This window comes from Endozoicomonas sp. ISHI1, assembly GCF_024606225.1.
In the GTDB taxonomy this organism is placed as follows: domain Bacteria; phylum Pseudomonadota; class Gammaproteobacteria; order Pseudomonadales; family Endozoicomonadaceae; genus Endozoicomonas_A.
The window spans coordinates 85,528-108,221 of sequence record NZ_JAGRPU010000013.1 but is presented as its reverse complement, the minus strand read 5'-3'; the positions used below and the strand labels follow the sequence as shown (position 1 = coordinate 108,221).

Sequence of the window (22,694 nt, the reverse complement as noted above, 5' to 3'; positions counted from 1 at the left end):
ATCAATCCAAATGAAACTTTCATCCTGTCTGAAGGTCATATAATCAAGCACTTTCAATGCAGTTCTTCAGATGACAGGAGAGAAGTTGACAATGGATGGTCGGATTGACAGAGAAGTAAAGAAACCCGTTCCTGACACTGGCGTATCAGCCACGGTAGCGAAACTGGAGTTATCGTCAAAAAAGAATGTTATAACCTGCTCTGACGTGACTCCCGAAATCAATAGATCAAGACGTCCGATGACGTTGCCTGACAAGGAGAGAACGGTATCCTCAGGAAATTCCTCGCTCCGCAGGGCTTCTTGTTCCTTTGATTTTCGTTTTGTCGCCAGTGATGATGAAATTCGACGGCTTTTAGTGGCCCAGACCGGCGATGGACACCGGGATGTCACCCTTATTTCCCACCCCGATGACCTCTCACAGGCTAATCTGGTCAGCCGGTTGAGCATTTCTGAAGAGGGGTGCCATGTTCTGCGTTCAGGCAAGCTGTTTGAAGGGCCACAGCCACTCACTCTGGTGATGGATATACGCAAGCTCACCAGTGAGGAGCTGCCAAAATTTAACGATCTACTGGACCCGAACAACCCCTCTCTGTACGACAAAGTCAGCCAGAAGAAACGTCCCCTGGGTGAGCATGTCACGCTGCTGGTTTTGGCAAACCCGGCACAGTTGACATCCGTTGACCGGAGTGACGACGCGCCGGGTGCTGATTTCTGGCGCCGAATTAATCGACCCGGAAATACCTGGCAGTTCGACCCACAGACCGGCGATGACCCATTGATGGACATCAACAAGGTTCCCCGGGTATTGGCTGAACTCCCCAGTGCCGCCAGTGCTACCGGGAGTGCTACGGATGATGACAATACCGTTGTTATTGACTGCCACTTGCACAGTAACTGGCGACAATTGCTGCTGGGCGGCCCCGGAGTGGATAAGCAGGGGCGAATCCAGCATATCCCCGGCAGGCTCGAGTCATTAAGGGCCGGACAACGGGTGATTCTGAAAGGAGCCAACTGGCAGGATCTGGCCTTTGAACAGGCGATTCGACTGATGCTGGCGCAAAAGTGTTTTGAGAGCAATGGCAAGATCTGTCGGTTAGCCGACGATGTTCAGTTTTATCAAATGCCGGTAGGGAAGGACGAGCTTCATTCAATGTTCCAAAGCCTGTCCCACTCCTTATCCCACTCTGGTAACGCATCAGGAAACCCGATCATCATTAACCAGAGTAATATCAGTGAATGGCTGAATCCGATTGCCATTGCCCCGGAAGGTTATGCAGTCCCAAACACCTGTCTGTTGGAACAAGTTCGGGCGGGTGGTGAAGTCACTGTGACATCTCCCCTCACCGAGGCGCTCTGGTTTTGTTTACTGGGTTCACTGCAGACAATTCGCGAGACCACAGGTCTGGAGTCCCGACTTCGGGTTGCCCATACCAATCAGCAGCCGGAAGCCCTGGGATTGGCAGAAAACGATGAGCACTCAATTGGAATTCACGCCGACTTTATTACCGTCACGTATCAGCAAACCGCTCAGGCCAGTCATTGGATCAATCGCCAGCAAGCACCTTTGGTGATTCAGGTCAATGAACAGACCAGCCTCAGTCAGCTATTTGATAATATCCATATCATCTCAGAACAAAAGGCACATTTTGAACGACGTCAGAGTCAGTTGCAGAAAGCATTAACCTCTGGCAAGCCGGTTGTACTGAGGGGGCTGGAAAGTAACCCAATACTTCAGCAGCTTCTGGAACCTCTGGCTGTCGGGCAACCACTGTTGGTCAATGGTCAATTACAGACCTACCCGAAAGCTCATGTCACCCTACTCTGGCCAGAGTCTGCAAAAAGCCCGTCTTCGGTATGGAGTTCGATGATCGCCACGGGTAAGCCGTGTCCTGCGATTGATATCTGGGATATCAGTGGGGACAGGCATGATATCCCCCGGACTGAGCTGCCAGAACAAGCACTTCACATACTGTACGAAGCGTTTAAAACGGTACCTCCCCACCTTTGTAACCCTCTGCCTGAAATGACCGAAGGGTTGTTAAATAACCTGATACTCGCTGCCCGGCGAGCACAGCAGGTTGACCAGTCCCCACAGCTCCTGCCCCGTCACTGGCGCAAGGGCATCAACAGCGTCATCACCCATGGTACCCGGCAGAATCAGTCAGTGCGGGATTTTATGAAAGTGGCCTGTTGGCAGTTAATGCCCGATGATGTTCAAACCGCCTCGGCAGACCCGGATCGGTTAAATGCCATCATCAATAGTGCCCTGCGGTTGGATAGAGAATTTGTGAAGCAGAACCTTTGGCCACTGGCCAGAGCCTTTGAGCCATCATTATTTAATGAAGAATTACAACTGTCTTATGCAAGTCCATTTTCACGGGCGACTGAAAAAGAATCTCTGGACAGACTCTGTGCCATGATCGTGGCCCAAGCGCCTGAACAGCAACGAGCGGCAATAGCGTATCAGTTGGCAGTCGATCCGGCAGCAACAGAGCCATATCAACATTTAGCTATCAGGCCATCAGGACAGATTAAACGTGTGGAAGATGCACTGACTTCTGGCTGGCACTTACCTTTGCCATCAGGGCAAACCCGATCCGATACTATTCTCGCTCTGACCACCGATTGTTTTTATATTGCCAGAACAGCAAATTCTGAAGCAGCAGGCATTGAATACATAGCAAATCGACTGTCTGAATCACTGGAATGGACGGGCTCCACCGATAAACCCTTGTTAGCACTGGCTCGGGATCTTTATCACGGCGAGATGAGTCAGCAGGATCGTGAAAGCCGTCGATTATCCCGACTCCATGATCGACTTGTGGACTCTCCCGTTATATTCCTGCAGGGGGAAACCGGCACCGGGAAAAGTTATTTTTCTGCCAGAATGGCGAAGGCTTCAGGACAGGCTTCGGTGATTTCCCTTGGGCCTTCTGACAGCGAACAGACTCTGATGAAACGCTGGCAATGGCATAAACATGGTGATAGCGATCGCTCTATGGAACTGCAAAACCGGGCGCTGATGGAATGGGCCAGGACATCACACGACAATGACGGAGAATATGTCACCCTGATTCTGGATGAAGCCAACCTGGCCAAAACCGGACTGCTGGCGTCTTTGAACGGCTTATGGGAACCGAAAGAACCCTGCATTTATGTCAGTGGGCACCCTGTCAAGGTCAGCTCTAAACACCGGGTGATTCTCACCGGCAATCCGGATTATTACGCCGGACGCCAGCTGGACCCGGCCCTGAAAGAGAAACTGCCCAGAGCTTATTATCCCCGCCTAGACCGTGCTTTCCTTAGCGACAGAGTGGTAGAACCGGCTCTGGCCAGGCAGTTACAACGGCATTTGCCGGAGCCTCAAATAAACGACATTGCACACAGTGCCACCGAATGTGTGATGACGCTGTGGCAATATTATCAGGAACTGTTGCCAGAGCACGAGTTTACCCCCAGGGATTTGACCGATATCTGCAGTTGGTTGGGTTGGTATCTGGATCGTGCGCTGCGCGTAAACGACACTGTTACGGGTAGACAAATAAACGGTTTGATCCAGCAAAGTTTTCAGGATGTGCTGGGTCCCGAAATCAGCGAAACTTATCAGGATGCCCTGACAGCTCTGGAGATCTGGTTTGCTGCTCGTTACGAACCGGACAACACACTGAGCGACAAAGTTCGTAACCAGACCACCCTGTACCCTATAAAGCAGGCCTTCAAAGAATTCACCGAAAAAACCCGACCTGACTTTGATACTTCCGGATCAGCAGTCCATCAGCTGGTGCAAAGACTTGGACAGGATTTGAGCCGCTGTCAGCAGGCTTACCATCTTGACAGGAAACACGACGGCCGTCAGGCGACGCTGATTGAAGGCCCGGCTGGACGGGGTAAGGATGCCACTCTGAATCTGGTGATTGAAAGCGTCAAACGGCAGGCTGAGCAACGGGGAGAATCCATGCCAGAGGTCTTTCTCCTGAATGCCTGTGATTGCTCCTGGGACAAAGTGTGTGAAAAGATCCAGACGGCAAAAGTGCATGGCGTAATCGTGGTCATCTCAGAAATGAATCTGATCGACAGCCAGCACCTGGAAGGTGAGTTGAATGATATTCTGGCCGGTGATGCTCATCCCGGATTTCACCTGTTTGCCACCATCAACCCACCCAAGTACAGCGGGCGAAAACCCTTATCACCGGCGCTCAAAGGCCGTTTCCGGCATTTACCCATCCGGCAGTACAACCCGGCAGAGTTGCAGGCCATTGCAGAGAAAGTGTTGCCAGACAACCCGCAGGGGAAAATCCTGGCTGAACAGCTGACTAAAAAACATTGTCTTTTGAGGGCCTGCCTGCAGCAGAAAAAACTGCCGTTGCAGCCGACCAGTCTTGATTTACAGAATGTGGCCAGGGCCGTCATCCGAGGGGGCGATTTTACCGAAGAAGGGCTTCATCAATGCCTCAATCAGCACTACCGGCTTTATCTGATGGCTGCAAAGATATCGTTGGAGAAACTGCCCGAGTCATCGGCTCTTGCCGTGAGTAAAGACGAGCTTGATTCTGGACTTTGCAAGTGGTTCAGCCAAACGGTATCGGGCAAGGATCGTCCATGGTTAATACGACGCAGTGATCTCAACAGTATCGATGAAAAACGACATGAAATTCGTATCAACACTCGTCTGAGTGACGAGGAAGCCAGAACAGAAATTATCAAGAGGGTGGCTCAAGCCAGGTGGCAGGCATCCGGTCTTTCCCTGAAGCCGGATCTGTCGGACGATATACTTACCCAGGCACTTTACCGACACTGGCAGCAGCGCTGGTTTGATCATGAGTTCGGCCAGACGGGAGTCGAAGCCAGTGACGTATTTTTCCTGACGGAAGAAGAGGAAGAAACGCTGAAAATATCAGCTAACCAGACTTATCTCCGGGAGGCTGATGCGCGAATAAGTGCATGGAACTTCGGCGCGGTTCAATTGTGGCCTGCGTTCTGGCATCAGCTGAGTGATCTGCTGAACCATCTGGTTGACGATTATATTAACGAAGCGTCAGCGGTTGACACTGATAACGCCCCTGAACAATACATCCCCGAAGTCCTCGAGAAAGAGGCTCCGGCATTGGACCAGGAAACCGGCTATGAGAGCGAGGAAAAACCAAAAATTAACGACTATGTAATTTTTGATTGGCCGAACCATTTTCCCGGGATTTATCGGTGGTGGGCAGAGGATGTTTATGTGTCTGCTGAGGGCCATATCAAACTGATCAATATTAATGATCGATACATGCTGGGGGCGGAAGTCCTCGTACCTGCCCAGTTGCCAGGACGTGACCAGGAACTGACATTAGCCAGAGATCAAACGCTGGCGACCCTGAATATCTCATCCCACAATGGTCAATATACATTGCCCAGCCTGACGGCTAACGACTATATCGTGGCCCTGCGCATAGAATCCGGTTTATCATTTACCTTGGTCAGGGATCGCTATACCGGGCTACACACACTGTCTATTCCAGAAGCCAGACCCCAACAGTGTATTCAGGTTGCTTATGTCGTAGAACCCGCAGATGCGGACAAAAAAACACCTGCCAGAGAAGTCCGACCAGCACATACAACACGTTTTGACGCCCGCTGTTCGGAAGGTACGAAAGCAGTACTGAAGAGTCTGTTTGAGACCATTGGCCAACAACCAACTGAGCTACAGGTGCCTTTGGAGGCAATACAAAACGCTAAAAACACGGTGCAACGCATTAAGGCGATCGCGAACTATTGCCGAACGTTTTCTGGTAATGCTCAACCAGAGAGTAGTGGCAATTTCTTTAAATTCCTCGTCACACAGCGGCAAGGGAGCTGCCGCCATCGTGTACCTGTGTTTATCGCTTTTTGCCGTTATTTTGGCATTCCATGTCGGCAAATTTCTAACCGTACCCACGCCTTTGCAGAGTGTTCTGTGGATAGAGGCCAAACCTGGGTGTCAGTCGATTTGGGCGGTGCCCCTGTCGAGGCAACAGAAATTCTATCTGACTTCCAGCTCTCCAGAAGGGTCAGTGGCTCCGGCACCCAGTCAAAGAAGATCAGGGATCTCCTGAAAGGGGCTGATTTAGCACAACAGCAAGCTCTGGCTGAGGCCAGTGGTATCAGCCTTGAGGAATTGAACAACGCGCTTGAGACAGACAGCTCATTGCCAAAAATCAAACCAAGTACTTACCTGATGATAAGGAGACTGTGGGAGAGAGGAGATTTACCCGGTTTTTCCGTGGGTGTCTCAATGTTACTGGAGGCAGAAACATTGAGCTATCGTGAGAAGCAATTGATCGGTACTGTGCTTGAGCGTAACAGCCCTGTCTGTAGACCGATGTCGAAGGTAGTAACACAAATACTGGCCAATAGTGATGAAGACCAGGTTACTGAACCACTTAAGTCATTGCATTCAAAAAGGGTTGTCCAAAGCGGAGAAAGAAACAGTGCTCTGCATTGGTTGAGTTCAATAGAGGATATATTGACAGAGAGTGACTTGACCAGGCCCTCGGTTATTCGCTTTGCCCATAAAGCCCTGGAATCGGGTTGGCTGGATCCACTGCCGACTTATCAAAGGCTTATCATTGAGGCCATTCAACACCATGAGCTGTTGTCGCGTCTGGAAAGCATTGATGAACTGAAGGTTAAAGCCACCCATTGCCTGAAAATGTGGTACACGGGACTATTGTCCAAGGAAAAAAATAGCCAGATATGGCGATCAGCTTATCGGCGCTACCAATGGGAAATAAGTAATGCCTTTTTCGTCACTCATTGTCATGATGGGTTTTCGACACTCCTTGAAGATAAAATGCTCCGCTCCTCTTTGCAGAGCACCTGGACAGACGAACCTGAGGGTATTCCCAATATAGAGCGAATGTTAGTGCACCATCCCGCGTTTGTGCAGTCAAACTCGGGCAAGGCGAACCACCGTCCGGTGATTATCCTGGGGCCACCTTTCTGGTTCTGCAGAGAAATGAATGAAAAGGTCGAAGCTCTGCTTAAAAGAAAAGTTGAGGATAGCCCGTCTCTGAAGCCGTTATTGGAAAAAATCAAACCAGAGTCCCTCGAAGCATCCGATGAGGACAAAAGACTTTTAGATAGTTTAAAACAGAAATGCGAGAAAGCGATTCAGCAGGCCTTCTGTCATTACCTGTATGAAGTGACACACTCGAAAGGCGGTTGTTTAACGTATTGTTGGGGCGATGTTGACGTATACAAGTATGGCGCCCACGATCCATCCTCAGCAGGTGAGCTGTATACCATGATGTTTGAAATTTGTAGCTCTCCCCGTTTTCAGAACTCATTTAACGATGACTACTTAAGGGAGGCACAAAACGCCAGTGACGCTCTCATACTGACATCCAATGATTTGACAATGATTGTCGAAGAGTTTTTGAACAGCATGAATTTGAATTCGTTGTGTGAGTCGTTGGATACTTGACTTCCCTTAATAGTGACGGCTCACTGTCCAAACGGAACTTCTGTCCTACCTGAAGGTCAAATCATTCAAGAGTTTCAATGCAGTACTTCAGATCACAGAAGGGAGATTGACTATGGATGGTCGGATTAGTGAGCAATCAAGTGGGCCTGTGCTTAATACGGGTGTGTCGGCAGCAAGGGAAGCAAAGCTGGCTCCACCGGCAAAGATTGAAGCTATCTGCTCTGGTGTCACTTCCAAACTCAATAGATCGTCGCTTACGATGACGTTGCCTGACAGGGCGAGAACCGTATCCTCGACGGATTCCTCGCTTCCCGGAGCCTCTCATTCTTTCGATTTTCGTTTTGTCGCCAGTGATGATGAAGTTCGGCAGCTTTTAGTAGCCCAAACCGGTGCTGAACATCGGGATGTCACCCTTATTTCCCACCCTGACGACCTCTCACAGGCTAATCTGGTGAGCCGGTTGAGCATTTCTGAAGATGGTTGCCACACTCTGCGTTCAGGGAAGCTGTTTGAAGGGTCACAGCCACTCACTTTGGTAATGGATATCCGCAAGCTCACCAGTGAGGAGCTGCCAAAATTTAACGATCTGCTGGACCCTGACAACCCCTCTCTGTACGACAAAGTCAGCCAGAAGAAACGCCCCCTGGGAGAGCATGTTGCTCTGCTGGTTCTGGCAAACCCTGCACAGTTGGCATCGGTTGGCCAGACTGATAACGCTCCGGGCGCTGATTTCTGGCGGCGAATCAATCGACCGGGAAATAGCTGGCAGTTCGACTCACAGACCGGCAATAGCCAGGCGATGAACATCAACAAGGTTCCTCAGGTATTGGCTGAACTCCCCAGTGCCGGGAGTGCTTCGGATGACGACAATACCGTTGTTATTGACTGTCACTTGCACAGTAACTGGCGACAGCTGCTACTGGGCGGCCCCGGAGTGGATAAACAGGGGCGAATTCGGCACATTCCCGGCAGGCTTGAGTCGTTAAAGGCCGGGCAACGGGTGATTCTGAAAGGCGCCAACTGGCAGGATCTGGCCTTTGAACAGGCGATTCGACAGATGCTGGCGCAAAAGAGCTTTGAGAGCAATGGCAAACTCTGTCAGTTACCCGACGATGTTCAGTTTTATCAAATGCCGGTAGGGAAGGACGAGCTTCATTCAATGTTCCAAAGCCTGTCCCACTCCTTATCCCACTCTGGTAACGCATCAGGCAACCCGATTATCATTAACGAGAGTAATATTTCCCAATGGCTGAACCCGATTGCCATTACCCCGGAAGGCTATGCAGTCCCTAACACCTGTCTGTTGGAACAAGTTCGGGCGGGTGGTGCTGTCACAATAACGTCTCCTCTCACCGAGGCACACTGGTTTTGTTTACTGGGTTCACTGCAGACGATGCGCGAGACCACAGGCCTGAAGCCCCGACTTCAGGTGGCTCACTCAAAACAGCAGCCGAAAGCCCTGGGACTGGCAGAAAACGATGAGCACTCAGTGAGAGATCAGGCCGTCTTTAAGACCATCACGTATCAGCAACAAGCTCAGGCCAGTCATTGGATCAATGATCTGGAATCACCTTTGGTGATTCAGGTCAATGAACAAACCAGCCTCAGTCAGCTATTTGATAATATCCATGTCACCTCAGAACAAAAGGCGCACTTTGGCCGGAGTCAGAGTGAGTTGCAAGAGGCATTAGCCTCTGGCAAGCCGGTTGTATTGCGGGGTCTCGAAAGTAATCCAACACTTCAACAACTTCTGGAACCCCTGGCTATTGGGCAACCTTTGTTGGTCAATGGTCACCTACAGGCCTACCCAAAAGCCCATGTCACCCTGCTTTTGCCTGAGTCTGCGAAAAGCCCATCTAGCGTATTCAGTTCGATGGTCGCCACGGGCACCCCATGTCCTGAGGTAGATATCTGGGGTATCAATGGAGTCAGGTACGATATCCCCCGGGCCGGGCTGCCAGAAAAGGCACTTCACAAACTATACAAAGCGTTTGAAACTGTACCCGGCGACCTTTGCAACCCTCTGCCTGAACTGAACGAAGGGTTACTGAATAACCTGATACTGGCCGCCCGGCGAGCACAGCAGGTTGACCAGTCCCCACAGCTCCTGCCCCGCCACTGGCGTAAGGCCATCAATAGCGTCATCACCCATGGCACCCGGCAGAATCCGTCAGTGCGTGATTTTATGAAAGTAGCCTGTTGGCAGTTACTGCCGGATGCTGATAAAAAGCCGGATGAGGAGCAAACTGCCTCAGTGGACCCGGATCGGTTAAATGACATCATTAATAGTACCCCGCAGTTGGACAGAGCGTTTGTGCAGCAGAACCCATGGCCACTGGCCAGAGCCTTTGACCCGGCAGCCTTTAACGAGACTCAATTCAGAGTATTAAAACTGTCCTATGAAAAACCCTTTCCATTTTTGTCGACTGAAAAATCTCTGGATGAGCTCTGTGCCGCGATCGTTGCCCACTCGCCGGAACGACAACGACAGGCAATAGCGCATCAGTTGGCAGTTGATCCAGCGGCAGCAGAACAATATCAAACGTTAGCCATCAGACCATCAAGACAGATCAAACGTATACAAGATGCACTGGCTTCTGGCTGGCATTTACCTCTGTCATCAGGGCAGACCCGATCCGATGCCATTCAATCTCTGGCCACCGATTGTTTTCACATGGCCAAAACAGGGAATTCCGACGCAGAATGCATTGAACGCATAGAAAACCGACTGTCTCAATCACTGGAATGGCAGGGTTCCGCTGATAAGCCACTGTCAGCATTGGCCCATGATCTTTATTACGGCGAGATGAGTCAGAAGGATCGTGAAAACCGTCGATTGTCCCGACTCCATGACCGGTTGGCGGACTCTCCCGTTCTATTCCTGCAGGGGGAAACCGGCACTGGAAAAAGTTACTTTTCTGCCAGAATGGCGAAGGCCTCAGGACAGGCTGTGGTGATATCCCTTGGACCTTCTGACAGCGAACAAACCCTCATGAAACGCTGGCAGTGGCAAGAGCACACCAGTGGCGACCGCTCTATGAAACAGCAAAACCGGGCCCTGATGGAATGGGCTAGTACCCCGTCCGACATAGACGGCGAGTACGTTACCCTGGTGCTGGATGAAGCCAATCTCGCCAAAACCGGATTGCTGGCGTCATTAAACGGCTTATGGGAACCGAAACCCTATATCTATGTGAATGGCCACCCTGTCAAGGTCAGCTCAAAACACCGGGTGATTCTCACCGGTAACCCGGATCATTATGCCGGGCGCCATCTGGACCCGGCCCTGAAAGAGAAACTGCCCAGGGCTTACTACCCACCTTTAGACCGGGCCTTCCTTCGGGACAGGGTAGTAGAACCGGCTCTGGTCAAGCAGTTACAGCGGCATCTTCCAGACCGCCAAATAGACACCCTTGCACAAAGCACCACCGAAAGTGTAATGACACTCTGGCAGTATTATCAGGAACTGTTGCCAGAGCATGAGTTCACTCCCAGGGATTTAACGGATATCTGCAGTTGGGTAGGTTGGTATCTGGATCGTGCGCTAACGGTAAGCGACAGTGTTACCTATAAGCAAATGAACGGTTTGATCCAGCAAAGTTTCCGGGATGTGCTGGAGCCCGAAATCAGCGAAACTCACCAAGATGCCCTGATAGCATTGGAAATCTGGTTTGCTGCCCGTTACCACTCGGACAGCACCCTGAGCGACAGAGTTCATAACCAGACCACCCTGCACCCTATGCAGCAGGCCTTCAAAGAATTCACCGAACGAACCCGACCTGAATTTGACACCTCCGGATCGGCAGTCACTGAGCTGGTGCAACGGCTTGGACAGGATTTAAGCCGGTGTCAGCAGGCTTATCATCTCGGCAGGAAACACGACGGTCGTCAGGCGACGCTGATTGAAGGCCCCGCCGGACGGGGTAAAGATGCCACTCTGAATCTGATGATTGAAAGTGTCAAACGACAGGCCGGGCAACAAGGAGAATCCATGCCAGAGGTCTTTGCCCTGAATGCCTGTGATTGCTCCTGGGACAAAGTGTGTGAAAAAATTCAGACGGCAAAAGCGGATGGCGGCATCGTGGTCATCTCGGAAATGAATCTGATCGACAGTCAGCACCTGGAAGGTGAGTTGAACGATATTCTGGCCGGTGACGCTCATCCGGGATTCCACCTGTTTGCCACCATCAACCCACCGGAGTATAGCGGGCGAAAACCGTTATCACCGGCACTGAAAGGGCGTTTTCGACATATACCCATCCGGCAGTACAACCCGGCAGAATTGCGTGCCATTGCTGAGAAAGTGTTGCCACAGACCTGGCACGGGAAAATCGTGGCTGAATGGCTGACTGAGCAACATTGTCGTTTGAGGGCCTGCCTGCAAAGGCAAAACTTACCATTGCAGCCAACCAGTCTTGATCTACAAAATGCGGCCCGGGCCATCGTCCAAGGGGGCGATTTTACCAAAGACGGACTTCATCAGTGCCTCAATCAACATTACCGGCTTTATCTGATGGCCGCCGGGATCTCTCTGGGGGCACTACCAAAGTCATCGGCACTTGCCACGAGTAAAAGCGCTTTTGATTATCAACTTTGGGATTGGTTCAACCACATGGTATCGGACATTGAGCGTCCGTGGGTGATACGACGCAGTGATCTCAACAGTATTGATGAGAAACGCCATGAAATTCGTGTCGAGACTCGTCTGACTGAAGAAGAAGCCAGAACGGAAATAATCAGGATGGTAGCTCAGGCCAGATGGCAGGCATCCGGCCTTTCCCTGAAGCCGGATCAGTCGGATGATATGCTCACCAGGGCACTCTACGGACACTGGCAGCGACGATGGTTTGATCATGAGTTTGGCCATACGGGAGTGGACGTTAATAGCGTGTTTCCACTGACGAAAGAGCAGGAGCAAACGCTGAAAATATCGACTTATCAGCCCTGCCTTCAGGAGGCTGATCAGCGGATAAGCGCAAGGAGCTCCGGGGCGCTTCCACTAAGGCCCGCGTTCTGGTATCAGATAATTGGTCAGTCGAACCCTGTTAACAGAGCGTCAACTATTGCCACTGATAACGCTGCTGAACAATACGATCCGGAAGTCCACGAGAAACAGGCTCCGGCATTGAACCGGACAACGAACTATGAATACCAGGAGAAGTCACAGCTTGACGATTATAAAATTTTTGATTGCTACCATTCTTCTCGTCTGTATCGCCACTTGGCACGGGATATTTATGTGACTGCCAAAGGCGATGTCAAAGAGATCGATCTCAATGATAAAGACATTGATGGAGTTGAAACCCTCATACCGGAACGGTTACCAGGGCAGGACCAACCAGTGCTATTAACCAGCGATCAAGCGCTGGCGACTTTTAGCTGTTCATCAAAAAACGGCCAATATGCCTTGCCCAGCCTGAACCCTGACGACCATATCGTGGCCCTGCGTATAGAACCTGATATGGCATTTACCCTGGTCCGGGATCGATATACCGGGCTTCACACACTGTCTGTCCCTGAGGCCAAAGCTAACCAGAGTATCCAAGTGACTTATGTCGTGCAATCCAGAGTAGCGAGTAAAAAAACATTTACTAAAGAAGCCCTGCAAGAACGATCAACATGGTTTGACACCCACTGTTCAGAAGGCATGAAAAACGTACTGGACAAACTGTTTAAGACCATTGGCCGACAACTACCCGAAGTACAGGCGCCATTGCAGGCAATAAAAAACGCCAAAGACAAGACACAACTCATTCGGGCGATCACGGACTATTGCACACAGTTTTCCGGTGAGATTCAACCAGAGAGTCATGAGAATTTTTTTGAATTCCTCGTAACAAAACGACAGGGTAGCTGCCATCATCGTGTGACTGTTTTTATTGCTTTTTGTCGTTATTTCGGGATTCCATGTCGGCTAATCGATAACTTTATCCACTGCTTTGCTGAGTATTCCGAGGATGGAGGCCAAACCTGGAAATCGGTCGATTTGGACGGGGGACCCGCACAGGTAACAACAATCACACCTGCCTTCCAGCCGAATACGAAAGGAACTGTTTCCAGCACTGAGTTAAAGAAGACTCTGGGTCTCCTGAAGGAATTCCTTAAAGGCGCTGATTTAACACAACAGCAAACTCTGGCTAAAGCTTGTGGCATGAGCCTGATGGAACTGAACAACGCTTTAGCGACAAAGAGTGCATTACCAAAAACCCATCTAAGTATTTTCGAAATAGTCCGTAACCTTTGGAAGGAAAAAAACTTAACCGGTTTTGTCATGGGCGTCTCAATGCTGGAGTCACTGGAGACAGAAACACCGAGTGGTTACGGGGTAATATGGAGCGTTTTTTTGGCTTACAACGAAGACAATTTGAGTAAACCAATGTCGGAGGCAATAAAAGAAATCTTGTCCAACAGCGATGAAGATCAGGTCACAGAACAACTCAAGTCACTCCATTCAAAAATGATTGTTCAGGGCGGAGCAAACCCTCTGCAATGGTTTCATTTAATTCTGGACATACTGAAGCACATTGACTTAACCAGACCTTCGGTTATTCAATTTGTCCGTAAAACCCTGAAATCGGGTTGGCTGGACCAACCGCCAATCAACGACTTCTATACAGGGCTTGCTGATATACACCATGAGACTTTGGTACGTCTGGAAGCCGTCGATGAAGTGAAGTTTGAAGCCGCCCATGCTCTGAAAATATGGTACCGGAAGTTATTTTCCAGAGAAAAAAATAGCCAGACATGGCGGTTGGTTTACAAAAGCTTCCAAAGTAGAAACGGTGAAGCCTGGTTCGTGACTCATTGTCATGATGGGTTTTCGTCATTCCTTACGTATAAAATTATTCAGTCGTCTTTACAGATCGCCTGGACGGACGACCCCGAGGGAGTTCCGAATATAGAACGAATGCTGGTGCACCACCCCGCGTTTGCAAAGTTGAGCTCTGGCAAGGCGAACCACCGTCCAGTGATTATCCTCGGGGAACCTTCCTGGGGAAAGACCGTGATTGCGGAAAAAGTCAGAGTCCTGTTTCATCGAAAAGTTGAGAGCAGCCCGGACTTGAAGCAGATAACGGAAAAAATCAAACTCAATCCCTATGGGTTAGCAGTTGAGGATTATAGGCTTTGGAATGGTTTAAGGTACAAATACCGGCAAGCGATTCAGCAAGCCTTCAGTTATTACCTGTATGAAATGACGCACTCAAAAGCCGGTGGCTTAACGTATTGCTGGGCCAAAGCTACTATGATTGATCACATCACACCAAAGGACTATCTGGACATCTATGGCGCTCATGAGCCATCCTCACCAGAAGAGCTGTATGCCATGATGTATAAAATTGATAGCTCTGACCCATTTGCGAAATCTCTCAGGGATACTCACTTACGGCAGGCACTCAACGCCGGTAACGCTCTGGTGCTCAGATCCGATGAGCTGACAAAAATTGCCGAAGAGTTTTTGAACAGTGTAAATTTGAATTCGATTTACGACTCATTGATGTAAAACCAGGCAGATTTTTTTCCTGATTACCCGAATGAGCGGAAAGCCACTTACTTCTGGGGGGTGTCAGCTCTGTAGGGAACTTCCATCCAATTTCAAGGTCAAACCACCAAACAGTTTTAACCTGGTCCTGCAAATGACTGCGTGGAGGTATTGGCTATGGATGGTCGTATTGATGAGAAAACAAACAAACCCGTTCTCGAGAGTGGCGTGCCGACCGGGAGCGTGAAGCCGGACTCCCCGCCAAATGAAAAGGGTGTAGAAATCTGCCCTGATGTAACGTGCAAACTAAAGACATCGTTACCTGCGGTGACGTTTTCTGACAAAGCGAGAGCTGTATCCCCAGCAAAGTCCTCGCTCGATAAGCCTCCTCATGCCTTCGATTTTCGTTTTGTTGCCAGTGATGATCAGGTTCGACAGCTCTTAGTGGCCCATACTGATGATGAACATCGGGATTTCACCCTTATTTCCCACCCTGACGACCTCTCACAGGCTAATCTGGTGACCCGGTTAAGCATTGCCGACGATGGTCGCCACTCTCTGCGTTCAGGCAAGCTCTTTGAAGGTCCACAGCCACTCACCCTGGTGATGGATATCCGCAAGCTCACCAGTGAGGAGCTGCCGAAATTTAACGATTTACTGGACCCGGATACCCCCTGTCTCTACGACAAAGTCAGTCAGATGAAACGCCCCCTGGGAGAGCATGTTGCTCTGCTGGTTCTGGCAAACCTTGCACAGTTGACATCGGTTGGCCAGGCCGACGGTGCACCAGGTGCTGATTTCTGGCGGCGAATTAATCGACCGGGAAATACCTGGCAGTTCCACCCGCAGACCGGCAATGACCGGGCGAATGAAATCAACAAGGTTCCAGGGGTATTGGCTGAATTTCCCGGCTTCGAAAGTTCAGTGGAAAAAAAAATAGACGACAATGACATTATTATTAACTGTCACTTGCACAGTAATTGGCGACACTTACTGCTGGGCGGCCCCGGATTGGATAAACAGGGGCGAATCCGGCACATTCCCGGCAGGCTTGAGTCATTAAAGGCCGGACAACGTGTGATTCTGAAAGGAGCCAACTGGCAGGACCTGACCTTTGAACAGACGATTCGGCAGATGCTGGCGCAAAAGCGCTTTGAGAGCAATGGGAAGATTTGTCAGTTACCAGACGATGTTCAATTTTATCAAGTGCCAGTGGAAAAGGACGAGCTTCATTCACTGTTCCAAAGCCTGTCCTGCTCTCTTTACAAAAAAGACGACAAAAAACACCCGTCTGCCCCCCCGATCATCATTAACCAAAGTAATATTTCGGGATGGCTGAACCCGATTGCCATTGCCCCGGAAGGCTGTGCAGTCCCCAACATCAATCTCTTGGAACAAGTTCGGGCGGGGGGTGTGGTCACCATAACGTCACCCCTTACCGAGGCGCTCTGGTTTTATTTACTGGGCTCGCTAAAGGCAATTCGTGAGACCACAGACCTGGAACCCCGACTACAGGTGGCTCATTCAAAACAGCAGCCGAAAGCCCTGGGATTGGCAGAAAACCATGAGCTTTCAGTGAGAGATCAGGCCGCTTTTAAGACCATCACGTATCAGCAACAAACCCAGGCCAGTCATTGGATCAATGATCTGGAATCACCTTTGGTGATTCAGGTCAATGAACAAACCAGCCTCAGTCAGCTATTTGATAATCTCCATGTCACCTCAGTAAAAAAGGCGCATTTTGGACGGCGTCAAAGTGAGTTGCAGGAGGCATTAACCTCTGGCAAGCCGGTTGTATTGCGGGGACTGGAGAGTAATCCAACACTTCAACAACTTCTGGAACCTCTGGCTGTTGGGCAACCTCTGTTGGTCAATGGTCAATTACAGACCTACCCAAAAGCTCATGTCACCCTGCTCTGGCCTGAGTCAGCGAAAAGCCCATCTTCAGTGTTCAGTTCGATGATCGCCACGGGCAACCCATGTCCTGAGGTGGATATCTGGGATAGCAATGGGGCCAGACACGATATCCCACGGGCCGGGCTGCCAGAACAGACACTTTACGAACTTTACGAAGCGTTTGAAACTGTACCTGGCAATCTCTGCAACCCTCTGCCTGAACTGACCGAAGGGTTGCTGAATAACCTGATAATGGCTGCCCGGCGAGAACAGCGGGTTGACCAGTCCTCTCAGCTCCTGCCCTGCCACTGGCGCAAGGCCATCAATAGCGTGATCACCCATGGCACCCGGCAGAATCCGTCCGTACGGGATTTTATGAAAGTGGCCTGTTGGTGGTTACTGCCGGATGCCCATAAGAAGCCGGATGCTCATAAGACGCCGGATGAGGGTCAAACTGCCTCGGTGGACCCGGATCGTTTAACTGCCATCATCAACAGTGCTCCACGGCTCGATAGAGAGTTTGTGAAGCAGAACCTGTGGCCACTGGCCAGAGTATTTGACCCTTCCGTCTTTAAGGAAACTGAACTACAACTGTCTTATGAAAATCCATTTCCACCATGGTGGAATGAAAAAGAAACTCTCGACCAACTCTGTACCATGATCGTTGCCCATGCGCCTGAACAACAACGAGATGCTATAGCCTTTCAGCTGGAAGTCGATCCGGCAGCAGCGAAGCCATATCAATCGTTAACTATCAGGCCAGAAATACAGATTAAACGTTTGCAAGATGCACTGGCTTCCGGCTGGCAGTTATCTTTGCACCCGGGGCAGACCCGATCCGACGCTATTCAATCTCTGGCCACCGATTGTTTTAACATTGCCCGGGGAGAATATGTAACGGAGAATTCTGATGCAGAACGTATTGAACGTATAGAAAATCGACTGTCTGAATCACTGGTATGGCGGAGTTCCGCTGACCAGCTCCTGTCAGCACTGGCTCAGGATCTTTATCACGGTTCGCTGAATCAGAAGGATCGTGAAAGTCGTCGTTTATCCCGACTCCATGACCGGCTTGCAGACTCTCCCGTGCTATTCCTGCAGGGGGAAACAGGCACCGGCAAAAGTTACTTTTCTGCCAGGATGGCAAGGGCTTCAGGACAGGTTTCGGTGATGTCCCTTGGACCATCGGACAGCGAACAAACCCTGATGAAACGCTGGCAGTGGCAAGAGCACGCCGATGGCGACCGCTCTATGGAACTGCAAAATCAGGCGCTGATGACATGGGCCAACACTCAATCCGACAAAAACGGAGAATACATAATACTGGTTCTGGATGAAGCCAACCTGGCCAAAACCGGCTTGCTGGCGTCATTGAACGGCTTATGGGAAACGCAGCCCTGCATCTATGTGAATGGCCATCCTGTCAAGGTCAGCTCAAAACACCGGGTGATTCTCACCGGCAACCCGGATCATTACGCCGGACGCCAGCTCGACCCGGCCCTGAAAGAGAAGGTGACCAAGGCTTACTACCCACGCCTGGACCGGGCTTTCCTACGCGACAGGGTAGTGGAACCGGCTCTGGTCAAGCATTTACAGCGGCATCTTACAGACCGCCAAATAGACACCCTTACACAAAGGACCACCGAAAGTGTGATGACGCTCTGGCAGTATTATCAGGAACTCTTGCCAGATCATGAGTTTACCCCCAGGGATTTAACGGATATCTGCAGTTGGGTGGGTTGGTATCTGGATCGTGCGCGACCCGTAAACGACAGTGTTACCTATCAGCAAATGAACGGTTTGATCCAGCAAAGTTTTCGGGATGTACTGGGTCCCGAAATCAGTGAGAGTTATCAGGATGCCCTGACAGCACTGGAAATCTGGTTTGCTGCCCGTTACCAACCGGTCAACACCCTGAGCGACAAAGCTCATAACCAGAGCACCCTGCTGCCTATACAGGAGACCTTCAGAACAGTCACCAAACAAACCCGACCTGACTTTGACACTTCCGGATCAGCAGTGTGTGAACTGGTGCAACGGTTGGGACAGGATTTAAACCGGTGTCAGCAGGCTTATCATTTCAACAGGAAACACGACGGTCGTCAGGCGACGCTGATTGAAGGCCCCGCCGGACGGGGTAAAGATGCCACTCTGAACCTGGTGATTGAAAGCGTCAAACGGCAGGCCGAACAACAGGATGAATACATGCCGAAGGTCTTTACCCTGAATGCCTGTGATTGTTCCTGGGACAGAGTGTGTAAAGCGATCCAGACGGCAAAAGTCCATGGTGGCATTGTGGTTATTTCAGAAATGAATCTGATCGACAGCCAGCATCTGGAAGGTGAGTTAAACGATATTCTGGCCGGTGATGCCCATCCCGGATTCCACCTGTTTGCCACCATCAATCCACCGGAGTACAGCGGACGAAAACCCTTATCACCGGCGCTGAAAGGGCGCTTCCGGCATTTGCCCATCCGGCAGTACAGCCAGGAAGAATTGCAGACCATTACCGGGAAAGTGTTGCCACAGACCCCACAGGGGAAAATCATCGCTGAACACCTGACTGAGATACATTGTCGTTTGAGGGCTTATCTGCAACAGAAAAAACTACCGTTGCAGCCCACTAGCCTTGATTTACAGAATGTGGCCAGGGCCGTAATCCAGGTCATCCAGCGGGGCGATTTTACCGAAGAAGGACTTCATCGATGCCTCAATCAGCACTACCGGCTTTATCTGATGGCTGCGGAGATATCATTGGAGAAACTACCAGAACCATTGGCTCTTGCCATGGGTAACAGCGCTCTTGATTATCGACTTTGCCATTGGTTCAACCAAATGGTATCGGACACTGATCGTCCGTGGGTAGTAGGACGCGGTGATCTCAACAGTATTGATGAGAAACGCCATGAAATTTGTATTAAGACTCGTCTGAGTAAAGAAGAAGCCAGAACGGAGATCATCAGGATGGTAGCTCAGGCCAGGTGGCAGGCATCCGGTCTTTCCCTGAAGCCGGATCAGTCAGACGATATGCTCACTCAGTCACTGTACCGACACTGGCAGCAGCGCTGGTTTAATCATGGGTTTAGCCAGACGGGCGTGGACGTTAATAGCGTGTTTCCCCTGACGAAAGAGCAAGAACAAACGCTGAAAACACCGGCTTGCCAGCCTTATCTTCGGGAAACTGATCGGCGGCTAGAGGCATGGAACGCCAATGAGGTTCAATTGTGTCCGGCACTCTGGCATCAGATAAGTGATCTGCCGAACCATTTGATGAATGATTTTATTAAAGAAGCATCAGCTGGCAGTGATGACGCTCCTGAACCAGGCATTCCAGAAGCTTTGGAGAAACAGGCTGAGGCATTGGATCGAACAACGAACTATGAGGCTCTGGAGATCCCAAAAGGTGAAATTCATAAAATTTTTGATACGCATAACCATTCTCCCAGGATGTATCGCTGGCGGGCAAAACATGTTTATGTGACTGCTGAGGGTGATATCAAAAAGATCAATCTTGATAGTCACCACCTTCTGGGGGTAGAAACCCTCATACCTGATCCGTTACCAGAGTATGGCCAGGAAATTGCATTAACCGGAGATCAAACGCTGGCGACCCTTGAGCTGTCATCAGAGAATGGTGAATATCCATTGCCCAGCCTGACGCCTCACGAGACTATCGTGGCTCTGCGTATTGAGCACGGTTTGCCGTTCAAGCTGATCAGGGACCGATATACCGGGCTTTACACACTCTTTATTCCACAGGCCAAAGCCCACCAGAGTATTCAATGTACTTATGTCGTAGAACCCGGAAAACCGGGGGGAAATGCACGTGCTAAAGAAGTCCGGCCAGGACGATCAATACCTTTTGACGCCCAGTGTACAGAGGGTATGAAAAACGTACTGAAAGAGCTGTTTACAAATATTGACCGACACCCAACCGAAATGAAGGAGCTTTTGCAAACAATCAATGACACTAAAGACACCAGGCAACGAATTAACGCAATCACGGAGTATTGCAAACAGTTTTCCGGTGACGCTGAACCAGAAGCCAAAGAAAATTTCTTTCGTTTCCTGGTAACACGGCGACAAGGCAGCTGTCGTCATCGTGTGCCTGTTTTTATCGCTTTTTGTCGTTATTTTGGGATTTCATGTCGGGAAATTTCCAGTCGTGTCCACTGCTTTGCTGAGTATTCTGTGGATAGAGGCCAAACCTGGGAATCAGTGGATTTGGACGGTGCGCCCGGTGGGACAACAGAAATCACACCTGCTTTCCAGCCCACAAGAAAGGTCCCCGCTTCCAGCAGTGAGACAAAGAAGACTCTGCATCTCCTGAAGGAACTCCTGAAAGGGGCTGATTTAGCACAACAGCAAACCCTGGCTAAAGCCTGTGGCATGAGCCTGAAGGAACTGAACAACGCTTTTGTGGCAAACACTGCATTACCAAAAACCAATCTAAGTACTTTCGAAATAGTAAGGAACCTTTGGAAGGAAAAAAATTTAACCGGTTTTTCCATGGGCTTCTCAATGTTGGAGTTGCTGGAGACAAAAACATTGAGTTGTTTCGTGGAGGAATGTATCGATTTTTTGGTTTGCGACGATAGTCATCTTCATAACCCTCTGCCAGAGGCAGTAAGACAAATCTTGTCCAACAGCGATGAAGATCAGGTCACAGGAAAACTCAAGTTTCTTCATTCAAAAATGATTGTTCAGGGCGGAGTAAGCCCTACGCACTGGTTACGTCTAATTGTGGATATACTGAAGCACATTGACTTAACCAGACCTTCGGTTATTCAATTTGCCCGTAAAACTCTGGAATCGTGTTGGCTGGATTCACCGCCGATCTATAAAGGCCATATTGTGGGTGCTCATCAACAGCATCAGATATTGGTGCGCCTGGAAGACGTCGATGAACTGAAGGTAGAAGCCGCCCATTCTCTGAAAAAGTGGTACCGGATGTTCTTGTCCAGAGAAAAAAATAGCCAGATATGGCGGTTGGTTTATAGAAAATACCAAAATATAAACGATGAAGCCTGGTTCGTGACTCATTGTCATGAAGGGTTTTCGCCATTCCTGGAAGGTAAGATTACCCGTTCATCCTTACAGATCGCCTGGACGGGCGAACCCCAGGGAGTTCCGAATGTAGAACGAATGCTGGTGCACCAACCCGCGTTTTCGAAATTGAACTCTGGCAAGGAGAACCACCGTCCGGTGATTATTCTGGGGCGACCTCTCTGGGAAGGCATCATTTGGAAAAAAATCAATGTTCTGTGTGATCGAGAAGTTGAGAGCAGCCCGGACTTGAAGCAATTATCGGAAAAAATCAAACTCAATGCCTGTGATGTGTCATGGTGGGATCAAAGGCTTTTGGATGATTTAAAATTCAAATACAAACTAGCGATTCAGCTGGCCTTCAGTTATTACCTGTATGAAATGACGCACTCAAAATCTGGTTCTTTAACGTATTGCTGGGTCAATGCCTCTATGGCGGACACCATCAGTATAGAGAGATACGTGGACAACTATGGCGCTCATGATCCATCCTCACCAGAAGAGCTATTTGCCATGATGCATGAAATTATCAGCCCCCACCGGCTTGAGAGGACTCTCAGGGATACCCACTTACGGCAGGCACTCAACGCCAGTAATGCCCTGGTGCTGAAACCCAATGAGCTGACAATAATTGCTGAAGAGTTTTTAAACAGCGTGAATTTGAATTCGATTTACGACTCATTGATGTAAAACCAGGCAGAATTTTTTCTCTGTTTACCACACTTCATGAATATTCCATAAGGGCGTCGCATTTTGATAGTTACGCGTGTCTATCCAAATGGAACTTTCATCCAATCTGAAAGTCAGAGGGTTAAACAATTTCAATAC

At 49.9% G+C, this 22,694-nt stretch carries 3 protein-coding genes; all 3 read left to right on the top strand.

All coding sequences use genetic code 11. The features are described from left to right. The first annotated feature begins 91 nt into the window (after positions 1-91). A complete protein-coding gene (locus tag KBW69_RS10280) occupies positions 92-7,444 on the top strand; it encodes an AAA family ATPase (protein WP_257280820.1) in 7,353 nt (2,450 codons plus the stop codon). Positions 7,445-7,556: 112 nt separating this feature from the next. Next, on the top strand, positions 7,557-14,945 hold the full coding sequence (locus KBW69_RS10275; protein ID WP_257280819.1) for an AAA family ATPase: 7,389 nt from the start codon (positions 7,557-7,559) through the stop codon (positions 14,943-14,945). Positions 14,946-15,101: 156 nt separating this feature from the next. Beyond that, positions 15,102-22,556, top strand: a complete 7,455-nt coding sequence (locus KBW69_RS10270; RefSeq protein ID WP_257280818.1) for an AAA family ATPase — start codon at positions 15,102-15,104, stop codon at positions 22,554-22,556. The last annotated feature ends 138 nt before the right edge of the window (positions 22,557-22,694 follow it).

Bases quoted from the DNA above. Each gene is read 5' to 3' on its own strand.
- KBW69_RS10280 (WP_257280820.1), top strand. From the start codon at position 92: ATGGATGGTCGGATTGACAGAGAAGTAAAGAAACCCGTTCCTGACACT.
- KBW69_RS10275 (WP_257280819.1), top strand. From the start codon at position 7,557: ATGGATGGTCGGATTAGTGAGCAATCAAGTGGGCCTGTGCTTAATACG.
- KBW69_RS10270 (WP_257280818.1), top strand. From the start codon at position 15,102: ATGGATGGTCGTATTGATGAGAAAACAAACAAACCCGTTCTCGAGAGT.